This window comes from Burkholderia glumae LMG 2196 = ATCC 33617, from assembly GCF_000960995.1.
Classification (GTDB): Bacteria; Pseudomonadota; Gammaproteobacteria; order Burkholderiales; family Burkholderiaceae; genus Burkholderia; species Burkholderia glumae.
This window is the reverse complement of the sequence record NZ_CP009435.1, coordinates 1,416,295-1,433,548: the sequence shown is the minus strand read 5'-3', so window position 1 is coordinate 1,433,548 and position 17,254 is coordinate 1,416,295. Positions and strand designations below refer to the sequence as shown.

The following is a 17,254-nucleotide window of genomic DNA, read 5'->3' as shown; positions in this document are numbered from 1 at the left end:
GCCATGACGACCTCCGTGCTCCCGCCGCGCCGCCGCCAGCTGGCCGCCGCGCTCGCCGCCGGCGCCGCGCTCTGCGCGGGCGGCCTGGCCCTGCTCGCCGCGCCCGCCGGCGCATTCGCCGACAATGCCGGCCCCGCCACCGTGACGCGCGTCGACCCGAGCGGGGCGGCGGTGCGCAGCACCGCGCTCCCGCCGTCGGGCGCACCGGCGCAGGGGCCGTCGGGCGGACTCAGCGCGCCGCCGCAGGCCGAGGGCGGCACCAGCCAGAACGGCACCGTGCTGACCGGCACCAACGTCGCCGGCGGCACGGGCGCCGGCCCGGTGACGGGCGCCGGCACCGGCGCGACCGTGTCGGTGCCGCCGCAGGCCAGCGCCACGCCGGGCCAGGTGGTGGTGGGCGGCAAGGTGCCCGACGAGGCCACCAAGGCGGCCGTGCTGCAGAAGCTGCGCGACACCTACGGCGCCGGCAACGTGGTCGACCAGATCGAGGTGGGCGACGTGGCCACGCCGCCAAACTGGAGCAGCAACGTGCAGAAGCTGATCGGCCCGCAGCTCAAGCAGATCAGCAAGGGGCAGCTGCGCATCGACGGCACCTCGATCGACGTGAAGGGCGAGGTGCGCAACGAGGCGCTGCGCCAGCAGGTGGCCAGCGACATGGCGAACCAGCTGAACCCGACCTATACGATCCGCAACGCGCTGCGCGTGAGCGCCTCCGAGCAGGGCCTGCTCGACCAGACGCTCGCCAACCGCACGATCGAGTTCGAGACCGGCAGCGCCACGCTCACCCCGCAGGGCCGCGCGATCCTCGACCAGATGGCCGCCGCGATGAGCCGGATGGCGAACCGCTCGGTCGCGATCATCGGCCATACCGACAACTCGGGCAATCGTGCCTCGAACATCGCGCTGAGCCAGGCGCGCGCCGATGCCGTGAAGGGCTACCTGGTGGCCAAGGGAATCCCGTCGCAGCAGCTGTCGACCACGGGCGTCGGCCCCGACCAGCCGATCGCCTCGAACGACACCGCCGAGGGGCGCGCGCGCAACCGGCGCATCGAGTTCCGCGCGGGACAGTAGGCGCGGCCGGCAGCCACGCGGGCAGCCGAGGACGGCGCCGCCGGGCGGCAGGCCCGCGGCGCCGTCTTCATTAGCGGCGCCGCCCGGCGCGCCTCAAGCGTTGTCGTCGCGCTTCACGCCGAGCAGCTCGCGCAGATGCGCGAGCGAGCCATCGTCCTTCACCACCGATTCGAGCCACAGGTGCAGCGGCATGTCGGCCCATTCGGCCGCCTTGTCGGCCAGATAGGCGACCGGGCTGTGCGGCTCGGTGGCGCGGAAGTACTTGGCCACGGCACGCAGCTGCTCGACCGCCTGCGCGCGGTTATGGATGCCGGCGATCACGGTCGGCGCGGGGACGTGGACGGCGACGGGCTGGGCGGTGGGCATCGGCGGGTGCGGTTCGGGCGTAAACGGGGTCTTGAAACTCGGTTCGCTGCGCTCGGCGGGGCCGCCCTGCACGACGGGCGGCGGCGGCGCGACGGGCTGCGCGTCGGGCGCATAGCCCTGCTCCTTGGCGAAGCGCTCGGCCAGCATGCGCACCGAGTCATAGGCCTCGCGTGCCTGCCGGAAGCTCGGCGCGGCGTTGCCGGCGCGCCGTTCGAGTTCGTCGTCGAGCGCGTCGAGCGCCGCGCGGAACGCGCTCAGGTTGGCCAGCAGGCCGGCGTAGAACGCCACCGAGGTCATCCGCTTCGAGGCCTCGATCTGTTCGACGGTGGGCTTGTTGCGCGCGATCTCGCCGGCGTTGTCGGGGTCGCGCCGCACCGCCTGCGCAACATGCTGCGCCACCTCCCAGTCGAGCGCGCTGTAGGCGCTGCCCGAGCCGTCGGTGAGCGGCACCATGCGCAGCAGCTCGGCGGTGCGGCCCGACAGCCAGCCGACGTTGCCGAGCCGGTAATCGAGGTCGTCGCCCTCCGGCAGCGGATGCACGGCGTCCCACCAGGTGCGGCACAGCCCGGCCAGCAGTTCGTAGCCCTGGGTGAGCCCGGCCACGCCCTCCTGGATGCCCAGCCCCTCGGTGAGCCAGACAGCGAGCCGCAGGTCCTTGGTGCGGGTGCCGAGCAGCGCGACCGACTGGTCCACCACGAAGCCCCAGTCGGCCTCCTTGATCTCGGTGACCCATTCGCCCTGATCGAGCGAGGGATCGTCGAACTTGCGCGCGTGCTGGATGGCGTCGAACTCGGACGAGAACAGCAGGTCGTCGCCGCAGGGCGAGGCTTCGCTCAGGGGCGCGAGCAGCGCATTGACGTGAATCGGCATGGTCGTCGTGACAGCGGGATGGTCGGTGAAGCGGCGTGCGCGGGGCGGGCTCGCTTGTGCCCGCCCGCCGCGCGCCGCGGGGATACGGCGTTACTTGACGGTGTACTCGAACTCGCCCGCCTCGCTCGCGCGCACGGCGATGCGCTCGATCGCGCTGCCCTCGGCGAGCCGTTCGAGCACATGGCCGGCGATCTCGGGCAGCAGCGTGCCGTTCAGGATGTGATCGACGTTGCGCGCGCCCGAATCCACCTCGGTGCAGCGCGCCAGCACGGCGTCCACCAGCGACTCGTCCCACTCGAAGCGGGCCTTGTGGTTCGCCTCGATGCGCCGCGCGATCCGCTCGAGCTTCAGCTCGATGATCTCGGCCAGCACGTCGTCCGAGATCGGATAATACGGCACCACCTTCATGCGGCCGAGGAAGGCCGGCTTGAACGCCTTGTAGAGCGCCGGGCGCAGCGTCTCGGCCAGCGCGTCGGGATCGGGCAGCGCCTCGGCGGGCTGGTTCAGGCAGGCCTGCATCACCGCCGACGAGCCGACGTTCGAGGTCAGGATGATCAGCGTGTTGCGGAAGTCGATCTCGCGGCCCTCGGCATCGTCCATCACGCCCTTGTCGAACACCTGGAAGAACATCTCGAGCACGTCCGGGTGCGCCTTCTCGATCTCGTCGAGCAGCACCACCGAATACGGGTTGCGCCGCACCGCCTCGGTCAGCACGCCGCCCTCGCCGTAGCCGACGTAGCCCGGCGGCGAGCCCTTCAGGCCCGACACGCTGTGCGCCTCCTGGTACTCGCTCATGTTGATGGTGACCATCTTGCGCTCGCCGCCGTACAGCACGTCGGCCAGCGCGAGCGCGGTCTCGGTCTTGCCGACGCCCGACGGCCCGACGAACAGGAACACGCCGCGCGGCTTGTTCGGATCCTCGAGGCCGGCGGTCGCGGTGCGCACGCGCTGCGCCACCGCGTCGAGCGCGTGGTCCTGACCGATCACGCGCGCGCCGAGCAGCGCCTTCAGGTTCATCACGGTCTCGATCTCGTCCTTGACCATGCGGCCGAGCGGGATGCCGGTCCACGCGGCGACGATCTCGGCCACCACGTGCGCGTCCACCTGCAGCGGCACCATCGGCTCGCCGCCCTGCACCGCCTTCAGCGCGGCCACGCGCTCGGCCAGCTGGGCGCGCACCGCGTCGGCGTCGATCCGCTCGCCGTCGGCCGATGCCTCGCGCGAGGCATCGATCTGCGCGCGCAGCGCGACGATCTCGGCGACGATCGCCTGCTCCTCGGCATAGCGCGCCTCGGCCGCCGCCAGCGCGGCCAGATCGGCGTCGCGCGCCGCGCCGAGCGCGGCGAGGCGCTCGTCGTGCGCGGCCCCGCCCGCCACCTCGCGCTCGAGCGCGGCGATCTCGGCGGCGGTGCGCTCCAGGCGCTTCTTCAGGTCGTCGATGGCCGCCGGCGTCGCGCTCTGCGCCAGCGCGACCTTCGCGCAGGCCGTATCGAGCACGCTGATCGCCTTGTCCGGCAGCTGCCGGCCGCTGATGTAGCGATGCGACAGGCGCACCGCCTCGGTGATCGCGTCGTCGAGAATCCGCACGTTGAAGTGGCGCTCCATCAGCGCGGCCATGCCGCGCAGCATCGCGGCGGCCAGCGGCTCGCTCGGCTCCTCGATCTTGACCACCTGGAAGCGCCGCGCGAGCGCCGCATCCTTCTCGAAGTATTTCTTGTACTCGCTCCAGGTGGTGGCCGCGATGGTGCGCAGCTCGCCGCGCGCGAGCGCCGGCTTGAGCAGGTTGGCCGCGTCGTTCTGGCCGGCCTGGCCGCCGGCGCCGATGATGGTGTGCGCCTCGTCGATGAACAGGATGATCGGATGCGGGCTCTGCTTGACCTCGTCGATCACGCTCTTCAGGCGGTTCTCGAACTCGCCCTTCACGCTCGCGCCGGCCTGCAGCAGCCCCATGTCGAGCACGTGCAGCGCCACGCCCGCGAGCGGCGGCGGCACGTCGGCCGCGGCGATCCGCAGCGCCAGCCCTTCCACCACGGCGGTCTTCCCGACGCCGGCCTCGCCGGTCATGATCGGGTTGTTCTGGCGGCGCCGCATCAGGATGTCGATCGCCTGGCGGATCTCGGCGTCGCGGCCGATCACCGGATCGATCTTGCCGTCGCGCGCGCGCTGCGTGAGGTTGGTGGTGTAGGTGTCGAGCGCGGGCGTCTTCGACGGGCCGCCCGCGGCACCGGCCAGCGCGGCGGCCTCGGGCGCGCCGTCGTGCCCGGCCTCGGCGCCGCGCGGCTCGGCCTCGTGGGAGCCGGCCGTGATCTCGTCGAACTTGTGCTTCAGATCGGTCACGCGCACCTGCGCGAACTGCGGCGACATGCGCTGCGCGAACTGCGCGAGGTCCGGCGCGCTCAGCAGCGCGAGCAGCAGGTGCCCGGAACGGATCCGGCCGATCTGCGCATCGAGCGAGGCAATCAGCCAGGCCTGCTGGAACAGCTCGCTCAGATGCACCGAGAACACCGGCGTGCGCGTGTTGCCGCTCTTGAGCGTGTCGAGCTCGCGCTCGAGGTCGCGGCGCAGCGCGTGCGGATCGACGCCGCTCGCGCGCAGCACCACCGGCATGTCGCCCGAGGTCTCGTCGAGCAGCGCCACGAACAGGTGCTCGAGATCGACCTCGTAGTGGCCGCGCGCGAGGCACTGGCTGGCCGCGCGTTCGGCCGCCTTGCGGCAGGTGGGATTCAGTTTGGCAATCAGGGTTTTGAGGGGCGTGCTCATGACGTCGATGGCTCTCGGTTCGCTCGGTCGTTGGATTCGGGGCTTGGCCTGTTCGGGCGCGGCGCTCAGTGGATCACGTGCAGTTCGTAGCGCGCGTCGGCGCGGTCGTGCCGCGCCTCCTGCGTGCAGAGGAACGCGTCCCAGCCGAGCCGCCCGCCGTTGTTGAGGATGGTCGGGCCGACCTCGGCGCGCTTGAGCACCAGCCGGACCTCGTATTCGAGCGTGACGCCGGCCACCAGCGTCAGCATCCGCTCCAGCGCGACCGCGCAGTCGCCGCCGGGCAGGAACGCCTCGTAGTCGCGCTTGGAGAGCGGGCCAACCACCAGCCTCGCGCGCATGTCGCGCTGCCAGACGCGCTCGCCCACCAGCGCGGTGGCGCCGAGCGTGGCGTTGATCTCGCCGAGCACGCTCAGCTGGTCGGGCGGCACGTCGTACCACTTGCCGACGAACTGCTCGACGCCGATCGTCACCTGGAAGTAGTCCGACAGCGTGCGCTGCAGATAGGCGGCCGACACGGGCCGGTGCCGCGCGGCCAGCGCGTAGCCGGCGATCGCCTCGTCGATCACCGCGCCGGTGCCTTCCTGCATCGCTCGCCGCGCGCCGCGGTGCGACACGCCGGCCAGCGCGAGCAGCAGCGGCAGGTAGCGCTCGTCGCGGTCGAGTTCGTAATGCAGCGGCAGCCGGTACTTCTTCCACGCCGAATAGAACAGCGCGGTGGCGCGGTTCGAGAACACGTCGAAGAACGCGCGCGCCGCGTGGTCGCGCTTCAGGTGCTCGCGCGCCACCACCTGCTCGGTGTAGTGATGCGGCAGCGCGCCCTGGCCGCCCAGCAGGCCGAAGAACGCCGGCATGATCGACACGCGGTCGATCGCCTCGCTGCCGATCGCGGCCGCGCGCGCCTCCTCGGCCACGTGCTCGCCGGCCGCGTCGAACGACTGCGCCTCCTCGATCTCGCTCGGCGGGAAGCCGAGCGACAGCGAATTGCGGAACGCCAGGCGCCGCTCGACGATCTCGCCGGGCCGCAGCGCGTCGGGCTTCTCCGGATCACGCCGCGCGAACCAGGTTTCGAGCAAGCGCACCGCCTGGAAGAACTCGAAGCGATACGGCTCGTCGAGGAATTGCCCGACTACGCCAGGATCGATTCGCCGCTTCGCGGTTGGCATCGCATGATCTCCTCGCCGGTGCGCTTGGACACGACGATCAGTTGCACAAAGCTGTTGAGGTGGACGTACAGCCCGAAGAACACGTCGAGCATGCGCGCGAATGCGGCGAGGCTGGTGCCGACGAAGTGTTCCTCGTCGATCGTCAGGCGAATCTCGATGCCGCGCACGAAGGTCGCGAACGGCTTGCCGGGCAGCCACTGCACGGAGCCGCGCTGCTCGATCGCGACCAGCCCGTCGATGTGGCGCATCGAGACCGCCGAGCGGCGCAGATCGTAGAGCGTGAGCAGTTCCTTGAGCGGCGCGAGGCCGTCGGCCACCAGCGAGACGTGGTTCAGCGCGAGATGCGAGATCAGCCGCCAGTGCGCGGCGCGCCCGCGCGCGAAGCGCACGCTCGCCGTGGGCCGGCGCAGCATCGTGATGTCGCCGAAATCGGCGCCGCCGTCGGCGAACAGGTCGCCGCCGGCCAGGCCGGTGGCGAGCCCCGCCGGCAGATCGCGGTTGGTGCAGGTCAGGCGCAGGCTCAGCGTGTCGGTCTGCGGCGCGGCCGGCTCGAAATCGATGTCGACGATCGACAGCTCGGTCTCGTAGCCGGGGCTGTGCTGCGCGACCCACTCGTTGCGGCGCGCGAACCAGTAGTGGCCGACATGGCCGGCCTCGCCGTGATGCAGCGAGTAGAACGGCCGGAACTCCACCACCGCCTCCTCGTGCGCGGTCTGGCGCACCAGATGCACCGAGTCGATCGAATAGACCTCGTAGGCGAACGCGCGGCGCGCCTCGGCGATCACCGGGTACGACACGCTCTGGTGATCGACGCGGATCGGCTCGCCGTTCTGCTTGAACAGGTTCACCACCGGCGTGCAGAACAGGCGCAGGTGGGTGGCGCTCAGCATGTCGAGCAGGCGCGCCACGTGCGAATCGCTGCGCACGTCGCTGAGCACGACGTGCAGCGTCAGGCGGTGGCACGGCCCCGCGCGGCGCGCCATCGCGGCCAGGTCGAAATCGACGAAATCGAACTTGTCGGGAAACGCGAAGTATTCGGTCAGCAGCCGGTAGGCCGGATGCGAGCGCGCCGGGTAGTCGATCAGCGCGTCCTCTTCGCCGAAGCCGGCCTGCGTCACGGGCGAACGGCGCAATGCCGTCCAGCGGCCGTTGCGCTCGGGCTCGACGTAGGTGGCCAGCGTGTTGATGAACAGGCAGTCGGCCAGCGCGGCCACGAACGACTGCTCGCCGTGCAGGTGCGCGCGCAGCGTGTCGAGCCCCAGCGCGCCGAGGTCGAACTGCGGCGCGAGCGACTCGAAGGTGATCGAGATCACGCCGGTGGCGTTGCCGGGCAGCACGGTGGCGGCCGGCGCGACGGCGATCGACGAATAGCGCGCCTCGCTGATGCGGATCGGCGCGATCGTCACGTCATAGGCGGTGCGGAACTGGCACTGCACGCCGCGGATCGCGCGGCTCTTCAGCTCGGTGCCGCGCGCCACGCGATGCGGCGCGGTCAACTGCGAGATCGCCGGGGTGGGCGTGAACTGCGCGATGGTGCAGGACGGGAACGGCCGCAGGTAGTGCGGATAGAGCACATCGACGAGCGCCTCGGTGAATTCCGGATAGTCGTCGTCGAGCTTCTTGTTGATGCGCGCGCCCAGCAGCGCGAACGATTCGATCATGCGCTCGACGTGCGGGTCGTCGCAATGCTCGCCCGTCATCGCGAGCCGTGCCGCGATCTTCGGATAGCGCCGCGCGAATTCGTGCGAGTAGCGCCGCAGAAACGACAGTTCGCGCTCGTAGTACGGCAGCAGCTCTTCCATCCTGGTCCCCGAGAAGCCTGGTGCCCGTCCACCACCGGTGGCCGGGCTGGTCGCCGTCGCGCCGCGCGAGGCGCGCGGCGAAACGATTCAATTTATGTCTTGGCGGCGCGGCCGCGCGTCACCGAATACTGCAGGGTGGACGGCTGCAGCATCGCGTCGAAACTGACGGGCTCCTGCGCCGGATGCACGACCAGCAGCCCCCGGATCACGAAGTTCAACGAGTTGGTCGATTGCTCGTTGAGTTCGAACGATACCGCCACCTGGCGCAAGCGCGGCTCGTGCCGGTCGATCGCCTGCTGGATCGACTTGCAGATGAACGCGCGGTCGTAGTGACTCGCCAGGCTCAGGCCCGCGAAGTCGTTGAGTCCATAGGTCAGCACCGACTGCTGGCACTGCGGCAGCGCCGCGAGGTCTTCGTCCGTCAGCGCGATGCGCGTGTTCAGGATCGATTCGACGTCACGGGCCACGGTGTTCTTCAGTTCGTCCAACGACAACTGCCGCATCGCTGGCGAGGCCGGCAGATGCGGTTCGTCGTCGAACAGCTTGTCGAGGAAACTCGGCTCGAAACGTTTCATGGAGCGGCTGGCAGCGGTGAAGCAAAACGCCGGGCGGGGGCCGCAAGTGCCCCCGCCCGGTGGGTGTCACGACGCGCTCAGACCGCGTAGGTCTTGTCGTTCTTCGTGAGGCTCCAGGCGCCCTGGGTGTTGCCGCCCTGGTTGCCGCCGATGTTCTGCTTGGTCTGCTTCCACTGCACCGCAGCGTACTTCAGCGAGAACTGCTCGACCGGCAGGCCTTCCTTCTGCACGCTCGGCGTGACGCTCGAGATGATCACGTACTTGAGCTTGATCTCGAGGTACTTGACGCGCTTGCCGTCGCCGTCCGAACGCATGAAGTCGATCGACACTTCGTCGAAGGTCGTGCCGCCCGATGCGTGCTGGTACAGCAGCGGGCTCGCCATGTCGAGCTCTTTCGTGAACACCATGTCGCTGTGTTCGCAGCGCTCGGCGGTGTGGCCGCCCGAGGTGGACGAGGTGGCCGAGCGCGGCTGCGTGACCGACCAGTCCCATGACTTGAGTTCAATCCAGCCCGAGTGGTCCTTGTCCTGCGACTCGCCCTTGATGGCCGGGTTACCGAAATTGAGATAGATATCTAACATGACGCATCGACTCCCCAAAGAGGTGGTTTTCCCATTTTTGCCCGGGCGGCCCGCCCGGGCGACTTCGACTCAAACGCTCATGAATTTGCCGACTTGGGCAGATCCGCGACCAGGCGCAGCGAGATCGAGAGTTCGTCGAGCTGGAAGTGCGGCCGCAGGAACGCGACCGAACGATACGAGCCCGGCTTGCCCGGAATCTCGGCCACCTGGACCGAAGCTTCGCGCAGCGGAAACTGCGCTTTCTGTTCCTGCGTCGCGTTGTCGTCCAGCAGCACGTACTGGGAGATCCAGCGATTCAGGAAAGATTCCACGTTCTGCGCGGAGGCGAAGCTGCCGATCTTGTCCCGCATCATCGCCTTCAGGTAGTGCGCGATGCGCGATACCGAGAAGATGTACTGGAGCTGAGCGGACAGCACCGCGTTCGCGTTCGCGCTGTCGGTGTTGTATTTCTTGGGCTTCTGCACCGACTGGGCGGCGAAGAAGGCAGCGTAGTCGGAGTTCTTGCAATGGACGAGCGGGATGAAGCCGAGGTCGCTCAGCTCCTTCTCGCGGCGGTCGGTGATCGCGATCTCGGTGGGGCACTTCAGCGCGATCTCGCCGTCGTCGGTCTTGAAGGTATGGGTGGGCAGATCCTCGACCAGGCCGCCGCCCTCCACGCCGCGGATCGCCGCGCACCAGCCGAAGTCGTCGAACGCGGCGGTCAGGCGCGCCGCGAACGCCCAGGCGGCGTTGCACCACAGATATTTCGAATGATCGGTGCCGTCGACGTCCTCGACGAAATTGAAGCTCTCGGCGATCTGGCCGTCCTTGGGATGGAACGGCAGGCGGCCGAGGAAACGCGGCAGCGTGAGGCCGACGTAGCGCGAATCCTCCGAGTCGCGGAACGATTTCCACTTCGCGTATTCGACGGTGTCGAACACCTTGCCGAGATCGCGCGGCTTGCCGAGGTCGGCGAACGACTCGAGGCCGATCAGCTCGGGCGCGGCCGAGGCGATGAACGGCGCGTGCGCGGCGGCCGCCACGTGCGACATCTGCTCGATGAAGTACATGTCCTCGGGCTGGCGCGAGATCTCGTAGTCGCCGATCAGCGCGCCGAACGGCGCGCCGCCGAAGGTGCCGAACTCTTCCTCGTAGACCTTCTTGAACAGCGCGCTCTGGTCGAACTCGGTGGCGGCCTTGAAGTCGCGCACCAGCTCGCGCTTGGGCGCGTGCATCGCCTTGATCTTGATGGTCGAGCCGGTGTTGCTCTCCGAGACCAGATAGTCGAGGCCGCGCCAGGTGCTTTCGAGGCGCTGGAATTCGGGCGCGTGCATCACCGCGCTCATCTGCGCCGAGATCAGCCGGTCGAGCTCGGCCACGCGCGCGTCGATGGTGGCCGACAGATTGTCCGAGACGATCACGGTGCCGTCGAGCACCTGATGCACGAGTTCGCCGATCAGGTCCTTCGCACGTGCGTGCTCGGACTGCGATTTGGCGACCTTGCTCTTCTCGACGATCTCGTCGAGAAGCGATGTTTCGGCGCCTTCGAGGGCACCGGACTGCTGGGCCGCAGCCGTTTGCTGGTTCATCTCACCCCCGTGGCTCATTCGCCGCTGTTCTTGCCGTCGTCCGGCTTGCCGTCCGCCTCGCCCGATTGCTTGGCGAGCGCCTCGAGCTGCTGCGTGTTGCTGAGCACCTCGCTCAGGAGATCCTCGAGCTTGTCGTTGCCGGCCATCTTGTTGCGCAGGTCGGCCAGCTTCGAGCGCGCCTCGATCAGGCGGCGCAGCGGCTCGATCTGGTTGACCACCTGGTCCGGATCGAAATCGTCGAGCGAGCGGAACTTCAGGTCCACCGCGAACTTGCCGCCGTCCTCGCTGAGCTTGTTCTCGACCTGGTAGGCCGCGCGCGGCTCGATCGCCTTCATCACGTCGTCGAAGTTGTCGCGATCGATGTTGACGAACTTGCGGTCACGCAGCTTCGGCATCTCGACCTCGGACTGCCCGGCCAGGTCGCCGACCACGCCGACCACGAACGGCAGTTCCTTCACCTCGATCGCATCGCCGCGCTCGACCTCGTAGGTGAGCTGCACGCGGGGCGGCCGCACCTTTTGCAGGCGTTTCTGGATACTTTCTTTTTTTGCCATGACGGCTCTCCCGATAACGTGTGGTAGTGGGCGTGCGGGGTGCTCAGCGCAGCGCGCTGAACGGGTCGGCGCCGCCCTTGGCCGGGGCCGCCGGTGCCGCCGGCGCGGCCGGCTTCGGTGCCTCGGCCGCCGGTGCCGCGGCAGCCGGCGCCGCCTCGCGCGCGACGTGCCTGCGGTAGACCTTGCGGCGCTTCGGCTGGGGCTTGTCGGCCTGCTCGGGCGGGAACAGCGCGTCCTCGCCGAGGGTGTCGCGCAACTGCTTGGCCAGCACCTGCGCGTCGGACTTCGCGTCGCCGGCCAGCGACGAATCCTGGCGCAGCTCGCTCAGCGATTCGGTGGCGATGCGCAGCCCCGCCACGGCCAGCACGCTCTTCGACTGGCGGTCGGTGTTGTCACGCTGCAGCGCTTCCTGCGCCGCGACGATGGCCTGGCCGTAATGGCCTTGCTGGAACTGGATCTGCGCGATGCGCGCCCACGGCTCCTCGCGCGTCGGGTCGGACTTCGCGAGCTGCTGGTAGAGGCCGATCGCCTTGTCCTGGTCTCCCGCCTTCGCGACCGCGTCCGCGTCCTCGAGCGATTTGTTGAACGCCTCGGGTGTCGGCGGAGCCGAGGGCTGCGTTGCGCAACCTGCGATCACACCACATGCCATCACCACTACGGAGAGTTTTGCGAACAGTCGGTCTTTCATCGTTTTATCACCGGGCGCGGAGTTTTAAATCGTTGAGTTTCAGTAGTTTTGCTTTGGTGCTAGTGCGCGGGTATAGTACCGATCAATTTTTCATAATTCAATGACTGCGCAGGGAGTGTCGATTTAAATCCGCGCTGAGGCCCGCTGGGCATGGCTGCACGCAATCCATTCCGCGAGGTGGATAGCAATTTGTTGGGCAACATTTACTTGTATTTTCGTAAATGCAACCGAATTGAAGAAAAAATTTCCGATTGATTGACGGGGGTTGCGGGCAGCTGTTACCGGGGTGTTGGACGCGCCCGCAACATGACCACACACGCTATCCAGGCATTTCTGACAGGAACCGACTCGCGTCGCCCTCGACCCACGATGACTCCGTTTCTCTCCCGCTTCGCGCTGCCGCTCGCGGCCTGCGCGCTTCTGGCAGGCTGCGCGGCGGCGGTGCCGCTGCTCGGTTCGGCAGGCAGCGCCGCGCTGCAGATGGTCGGCATCGGCAAGCCCGATGTGCCCGACGCGCAGAAGCCGCCGCGCAATCTGGCCGTGACCCTCTACGCCGCGCCGAACCTGAACGCCGCCAACGACAACCGGCCGCTCGCATTAGTAGTAAGGCTCTACACGCTGAAGGATCCGACCTCGTTCATGCAGGCACCGTTCGACGCGTTCACCGATCCCGCCAAGGAGAAGGCCACGCTCGGCGCCGACCTGCTCAGCGTGCGCGAGGTGACGCTGATTCCGGGGCAGCACTACAACGCCACCGAGAAGGTCTCGCGCGAGGCGCAGGCGTTCGGCGTCGTCGCGCTGTTTCGCTCGCCCGCGCTGCAACGCTGGAAGCTGGCATTCGATCCGGCGAAATCGGAGAAATCCGGCATAATCATCGGCCTGCACAACTGCGCGATGACGGTGACGGGCGGTAACGTGATCGCGCCGCAGCAGGGCATGCCGGCGCAGCAGCTCAATATGCTGTCGTCGGTCAGCTGCGGCGGCTGACGGACTCGATGACGATTCAAAGTCAATTTGACCAGTTTGACATTTACGTGACCCGGCGCGCGATAAGCCGGGCTACCACATAATCACGTTCGGGATGTGAGATGAGTTATTCGGCCAAGGTGCTATGGGGTGAAGGCCTGTTTCTGCGGCCTCAGCACTTTCAACGTCAGGACGCCTACCACGAGGCACGCCTGTTCGAGTCGGTGCAGGCGATCCAGCCGTACAACTGGGGCGTGCGCTCGGTGAAGCTGGACCGCGACGCGATCAGCAGCAACGTGCTGCGGCTCTCGGAGCTGTCGCTGATCTTCCCCGACGGCGCGCTGTATTCCGCGCCGCAGGCCGACGACCTGCCGCCGCCCGTCGCGCTCGATACGCTGCCCGAGGGCATCAACGAGTTCACGTTCTATCTCGCACTGCATCCGCTGCGCGAAACCGGGTCGAACTACGTGGAGGACGCCGACGGCGGCTTCACGAGCCGCTTCACGAGCGAGAACAACCCGATCTCCGACCAGTTCACCGACGCGGCCGAGGCCGACATCACGTTCCTCAAGACCAACGTGAAGCTGATCGCGCACAGCGAGCCGCGCGACCAGCTGCTGGCGATTCCGCTCGTGCGCGTGCGCCGTACCGCCACCTCCGGCTTCGAGTTCGACGACACCTTCGTGCCGCCGTGCCTGGCCATCGAGGCCTCCGGGATCCTGATGCAGCGGCTGCGCCAGCTGATCGACGCGCTGCAGGCCAAGGTCAACGCGCTGTACGGCTTCCACCGCGAGCCGACCAAGAACATCATCGAGTTCCGCTCCGGCGACATCGCCTCGTTCTGGCTGCTGCACACCGCCAACGCCGCGTTCGCCTCGCTCGCGCACCTGTACCAGCATTGCGCGCTGCATCCCGAGCGGCTGTTCCAGGAGCTGCTGCGCCTGGCCGGCCAGCTGATGACGTTCTCGAAGTCCTACGCACTCGCCGACCTGCCCGCCTATCGCCACGACGATCCCGGCCCGCCGTTCGCGCGCCTCGACACCATGCTGCGCGAGCTGCTCGAGACCGTGATCTCGACGCGCTACTTCGCGATCACGCTCGAGGAAGTGCGGCCGTCGTTCCACATCGGCCGGCTCGACTCCGGCAAGATCGACGACAAGACCGAGTTCTACCTCGCCGTGTCGGCCGACATGGCGTCGGTGGAACTGGTGGACGCCGTGCCCGCGCGCTTCAAGGTCGGCGCGCCCGACGACGTCGACAAGCTGGTGCTGTCCGCGATGCCGGGCGTGCGGCTGTCGTACACGCCGCAGGTGCCGCCCGCGATTCCGGTGCGCCCCGGCGCCTGCTACTTCGCGCTCGACGCGCGCAGCCCGCTCTATGAGCGCATGCTGCAGTCGCAGTCGGCGATGATCTACGCGCCGTCGGGCATCAACGACCTCAAATTCGAACTGATCGCCGTCACATCATGAGCTACGCGCCCTCCCTGTTCGGCGGCAACACGCCGCCGCCTTCCTCCGCCCCGCACTCGGCCTCGTCGACCGACGCCAGCTTCCAGGCGCGTTCGCTGCTCGACCTGCTGTACGACGGCTTCTTCATGATGTTCCTGCTGAAGAACGGCCGCGAGCCCGGCGAGGCCAACGAATTCCGCGGGCGAATCCAGGAGTTCCTCGCCGATTTCGAGCGCGGCGCGAAAAAGCTCAACGTCGGCGCCGACGATGTGTACGCCGCCAAGTTCGCGTTCTGCGCCGCGATCGACGAGGCCGTGCTGTCGTCGCAGTTCAAGGTGCGCGCCGAATGGGAGCAGCGGCCGCTGCAGCTCGTGCTGTTCGGCGAGCAGCTGGCCGGCGAGAAGTTCTTCCAGTATCTCGAGGAATGCCGCGCGCGCGGCGCCGCGCGCCTGCAGTCGCTCGAGGTGTTCCACATGTGCCTGCTGCTCGGCTTCCAGGGCAAGTACCTGCTCGAAGGGCCCGAGAAGCTCGCCTACCTGACCGCGCGGATCGGCGACGAGATCGCGCAGATGAAGGGCAAGCGCGCGCCGTTCGCGCCACACTGGGCGCTGCCCGACCAGATCGCGCACCGCCTGAAGCGCGAGGTGCCGCTGTGGGCCATCGGCGCCGTGTTCGCGCTGGTGGGGCTGCTCGCGTTCATCGGGCTCAATACCTACCTGCGCGACCATACGCTGAAGGCGCTCGCGCCGTACTCGCAGATCATCAAGGTCGGACCGGAATCGGCGAACCTGACGATTTCGCTGCCTTGAGGAGGGCGCGGCGGCCGTGACGGCTAGAGTCCGGGGCGGTGCCCCGGGCGGCTCGATCACGGCCGCGGCCCGGCTTGCCCGAGCAGCGGCCTGGCGGCGCCACGACGCCTGCCTTCCCCCTCTTCGCCGGCCCGCCGGCAGCGCCTCGTGCGTGCTGCCCGGTAGCGCCGCCGGCGTTTCAGACCGAGTCGAACTGCGCGATCGCCGATTGCGACATGCCCGCGTGCGCGCAGACGCGGTTGCGGCCCGAGACCTTTGCGTCGTAGAGCGCGCGGTCGGCGCGCGCCGACATCTGCTCGAAGGTTTCGCCGGGCATGCGGCTCGCGAGCCCGCCGCTGGTGCTGTACGAGCAGAGCCCCGCCGCCGTTTCCACCGTGTGCCGGCTGACCTCGTCGCGCAGGCGGTCGGCGATGCGCAGCGCGTCCGAGAGCGTCGTGCGCGGCAGCAGGACCGCGAACTCCTCACCGCCGAGGCGGCCCAGCGCATCGCCGCCGCGCAGCTTCTGCAGCATCAGCTCGGCGAACTCGCGCAGCACCGCGTCGCCGCCCGCGTGGCCGTAGGTGTCGTTGATCGACTTGAAGTGGTCGAGGTCGATCAGCAGCAGCGACAGCGGCGTGCCATCGCGTTCCGCATCGCGCACGCGGGCGCGCGCCACCACCTCGAAACGCTGCCGCGACAGCGCACGCGTGAGGAAGTCGTGGTCGATCACGCGGCGCGCGGCCAGCTGCATCGAATCGTGAACCATCATGATCGCGCACATCGACATCACCGGCATGATCGCCGCGCCCACGCAGAGCAGGCTGATGTTGAACGTGCCCAGATACGCCTGCGCGCCCACCGGCCCCGGCAGCATCATGAAGTAGGCGCCGCGCAGGATCTGGCTGATCGCGAACAGCGCGGCCAGGCCTGCGGTGGCGACATAGGGATAGCGCGACTGGCCCGTGCGATAACGCCGGATCACGATGACCGCGATCGCGATGCAGACGATGGCCGTGTAGGACGTGGTGATGCCCACCCGCGTCGGGATGCTGTCGGCCATGTAGTGCCAGTAAACCAGGGCCGGCAGCGTCAGGCCCGTGAACAGCGCGAGCCAGGGCCAGCGCGGCGGCAAGCCGAGAAAGCGCGCGTAGCCGGCATAGAGCGTGACGCCCGAGAGCACCAGCATGCCGTTGCCGAGCACCACCGTGAAGATGTCGGGCATCCTGCCGCGCGCGAGCAGCAGCGCGAGCGACACCGACAGCATCAGGTTTGCCGCGAACCACTCGCGCACGCCGGCCGCGCCGGTGCGCACCAGCGAGCCGAGCAGCACGAGCATCACGAGTCCGAACAGCGCGGTAGTAGCCAGAGCAACGGTGATGGCGGACATGGCAGGGGCGGATACTCAGCAACGCGCGGGGGCAAGCGGCGCTCGGACGGATCGACGGAGACCGGAATTTAACAGCTTCGGGAAAAATCGAATGTGAAATACGATGGCCAACCGTGCCGGCGCACAGAGAGGGAGGCGGCGCGAAAAGGTTTGCGGGGCCAGGTCGGAAGCCGGCGAGCAAAACTGGAAGCGGCCCCGGCGCTCGCGGCCTGATGCTGCGCAACGGCTAGATTGCACGGCTGGCAAGGGAAAGCGGGCGATTCGGGGCGCTGATGAATGGTATTTGCACGTGGCAGGAAAAATACGGGTTTATCCCTAAGACGAAATTTACCATTTTTGTCACATTGGTGTGGTGTGCGAGGTGAGAAAGATGGGATCGGCGGCGGCTGTGCGTGGCCGAGTTCGCGGCGGCCGCCGCAGATGGCGGTTGCTGCGCCGGCTTGAACGCTTCGGCGCGGTGGCCGTGATTCGCGCAGCGATCGGCCGAATCGGCCAGGAATATAGACAGACTGGTCTGGCTTTTCTGGTTCGATCTGACACGGCTTCACGCCCCGCCGATATGCCCAGGCCCACATCGCTCATCCGCAGAATGCCTTGCCCTTGCCTCGCGCAAGAAACCGATGATCCGCTCTTTGCTGAATCGTTGTTTCATGCCCAATCTCCCGAC

At 68.2% G+C, this 17,254-nt stretch carries 14 protein-coding genes; 4 read left to right on the top strand and 10 right to left on the bottom strand.

What is annotated here, in order from left to right:
• Positions 1 to 3: 3 nt before the first annotated feature.
• Entirely contained in the window at positions 4 to 1,071 is a 1,068-nt protein-coding gene (locus KS03_RS19115; protein ID WP_012734487.1) for an OmpA family protein, read from the top strand.
• A gap of 93 nt (positions 1,072 to 1,164) precedes the next feature.
• Here the strand turns inward: KS03_RS19115 and tssA are convergent, their stop codons facing one another.
• From tssA to KS03_RS19070, 9 genes are all read right to left on the bottom strand, one after another.
• Entirely contained in the window at positions 1,165 to 2,307 is a 1,143-nt protein-coding gene (gene tssA / locus KS03_RS19110) for a type VI secretion system protein TssA (RefSeq protein ID WP_012734486.1), read from the bottom strand.
• 90 nt (positions 2,308 to 2,397) lie between these two features.
• Positions 2,398 to 5,067, bottom strand: coding sequence for a type VI secretion system ATPase TssH (tssH, locus tag KS03_RS19105; protein WP_012734485.1), 2,670 nt, complete (start codon positions 5,065 to 5,067; stop codon positions 2,398 to 2,400).
• Positions 5,068 to 5,132: 65 nt separating this feature from the next.
• On the bottom strand, positions 5,133 to 6,230 hold the full coding sequence (gene tssG / locus KS03_RS19100; RefSeq protein ID WP_012734484.1) for a type VI secretion system baseplate subunit TssG: 1,098 nt from the start codon (positions 6,228 to 6,230) through the stop codon (positions 5,133 to 5,135).
• Positions 6,194 to 8,032: a type VI secretion system baseplate subunit TssF gene (gene tssF / locus KS03_RS19095; RefSeq protein WP_012734483.1), complete on the bottom strand. Its 1,839-nt coding sequence runs from the start codon at positions 8,030 to 8,032 to the stop codon at positions 6,194 to 6,196. The genes tssG and tssF overlap by 37 nt, the downstream gene beginning before the upstream one ends.
• A gap of 92 nt (positions 8,033 to 8,124) precedes the next feature.
• A complete protein-coding gene (tssE, locus tag KS03_RS19090) occupies positions 8,125 to 8,607 on the bottom strand; it encodes a type VI secretion system baseplate subunit TssE (RefSeq protein WP_012734482.1) in 483 nt (160 codons plus the stop codon).
• A 77-nt stretch (positions 8,608 to 8,684) separates the two neighbouring features.
• A complete protein-coding gene (locus tag KS03_RS19085; RefSeq protein ID WP_012734481.1) occupies positions 8,685 to 9,188 on the bottom strand; it encodes an Hcp family type VI secretion system effector in 504 nt (167 codons plus the stop codon).
• 77 nt (positions 9,189 to 9,265) lie between these two features.
• Positions 9,266 to 10,756: a type VI secretion system contractile sheath large subunit gene (gene tssC / locus KS03_RS19080; RefSeq protein ID WP_012734480.1), complete on the bottom strand. Its 1,491-nt coding sequence runs from the start codon at positions 10,754 to 10,756 to the stop codon at positions 9,266 to 9,268.
• A gap of 14 nt (positions 10,757 to 10,770) precedes the next feature.
• Positions 10,771 to 11,310 (bottom strand): type VI secretion system contractile sheath small subunit, encoded by a 540-nt coding sequence (gene tssB / locus KS03_RS19075; RefSeq protein ID WP_012734479.1) that lies wholly within the window; start codon positions 11,308 to 11,310, stop codon positions 10,771 to 10,773.
• Between the two features lie 43 nt (positions 11,311 to 11,353).
• Complete coding sequence (locus tag KS03_RS19070) at positions 11,354 to 11,998, bottom strand: tetratricopeptide repeat protein (protein WP_012734478.1); 645 nt, start codon at positions 11,996 to 11,998, stop codon at positions 11,354 to 11,356.
• A gap of 369 nt (positions 11,999 to 12,367) precedes the next feature.
• Between KS03_RS19070 and tssJ the strand changes: the two genes are divergently transcribed.
• From tssJ to icmH, 3 genes are all read left to right on the top strand, one after another.
• Positions 12,368 to 12,985, top strand: a complete 618-nt coding sequence (gene tssJ / locus KS03_RS19065; protein WP_012734477.1) for a type VI secretion system lipoprotein TssJ — start codon at positions 12,368 to 12,370, stop codon at positions 12,983 to 12,985.
• Between the two features lie 101 nt (positions 12,986 to 13,086).
• Positions 13,087 to 14,433, top strand: coding sequence for a type VI secretion system baseplate subunit TssK (tssK, locus tag KS03_RS19060; protein ID WP_012734476.1), 1,347 nt, complete (start codon positions 13,087 to 13,089; stop codon positions 14,431 to 14,433).
• Entirely contained in the window at positions 14,430 to 15,221 is a 792-nt protein-coding gene (icmH, locus tag KS03_RS19055) for a type IVB secretion system protein IcmH/DotU (protein ID WP_012734475.1), read from the top strand. Before tssK ends, icmH begins: the two co-directional genes overlap by 4 nt.
• 178 nt (positions 15,222 to 15,399) lie before the next feature.
• On the opposite strand, the gene KS03_RS19050 is transcribed toward icmH, so the two are convergent.
• A complete protein-coding gene (locus KS03_RS19050; RefSeq protein ID WP_012734474.1) occupies positions 15,400 to 16,587 on the bottom strand; it encodes a GGDEF domain-containing protein in 1,188 nt (395 codons plus the stop codon).
• Positions 16,588 to 17,254: the final 667 nt, after the last annotated feature.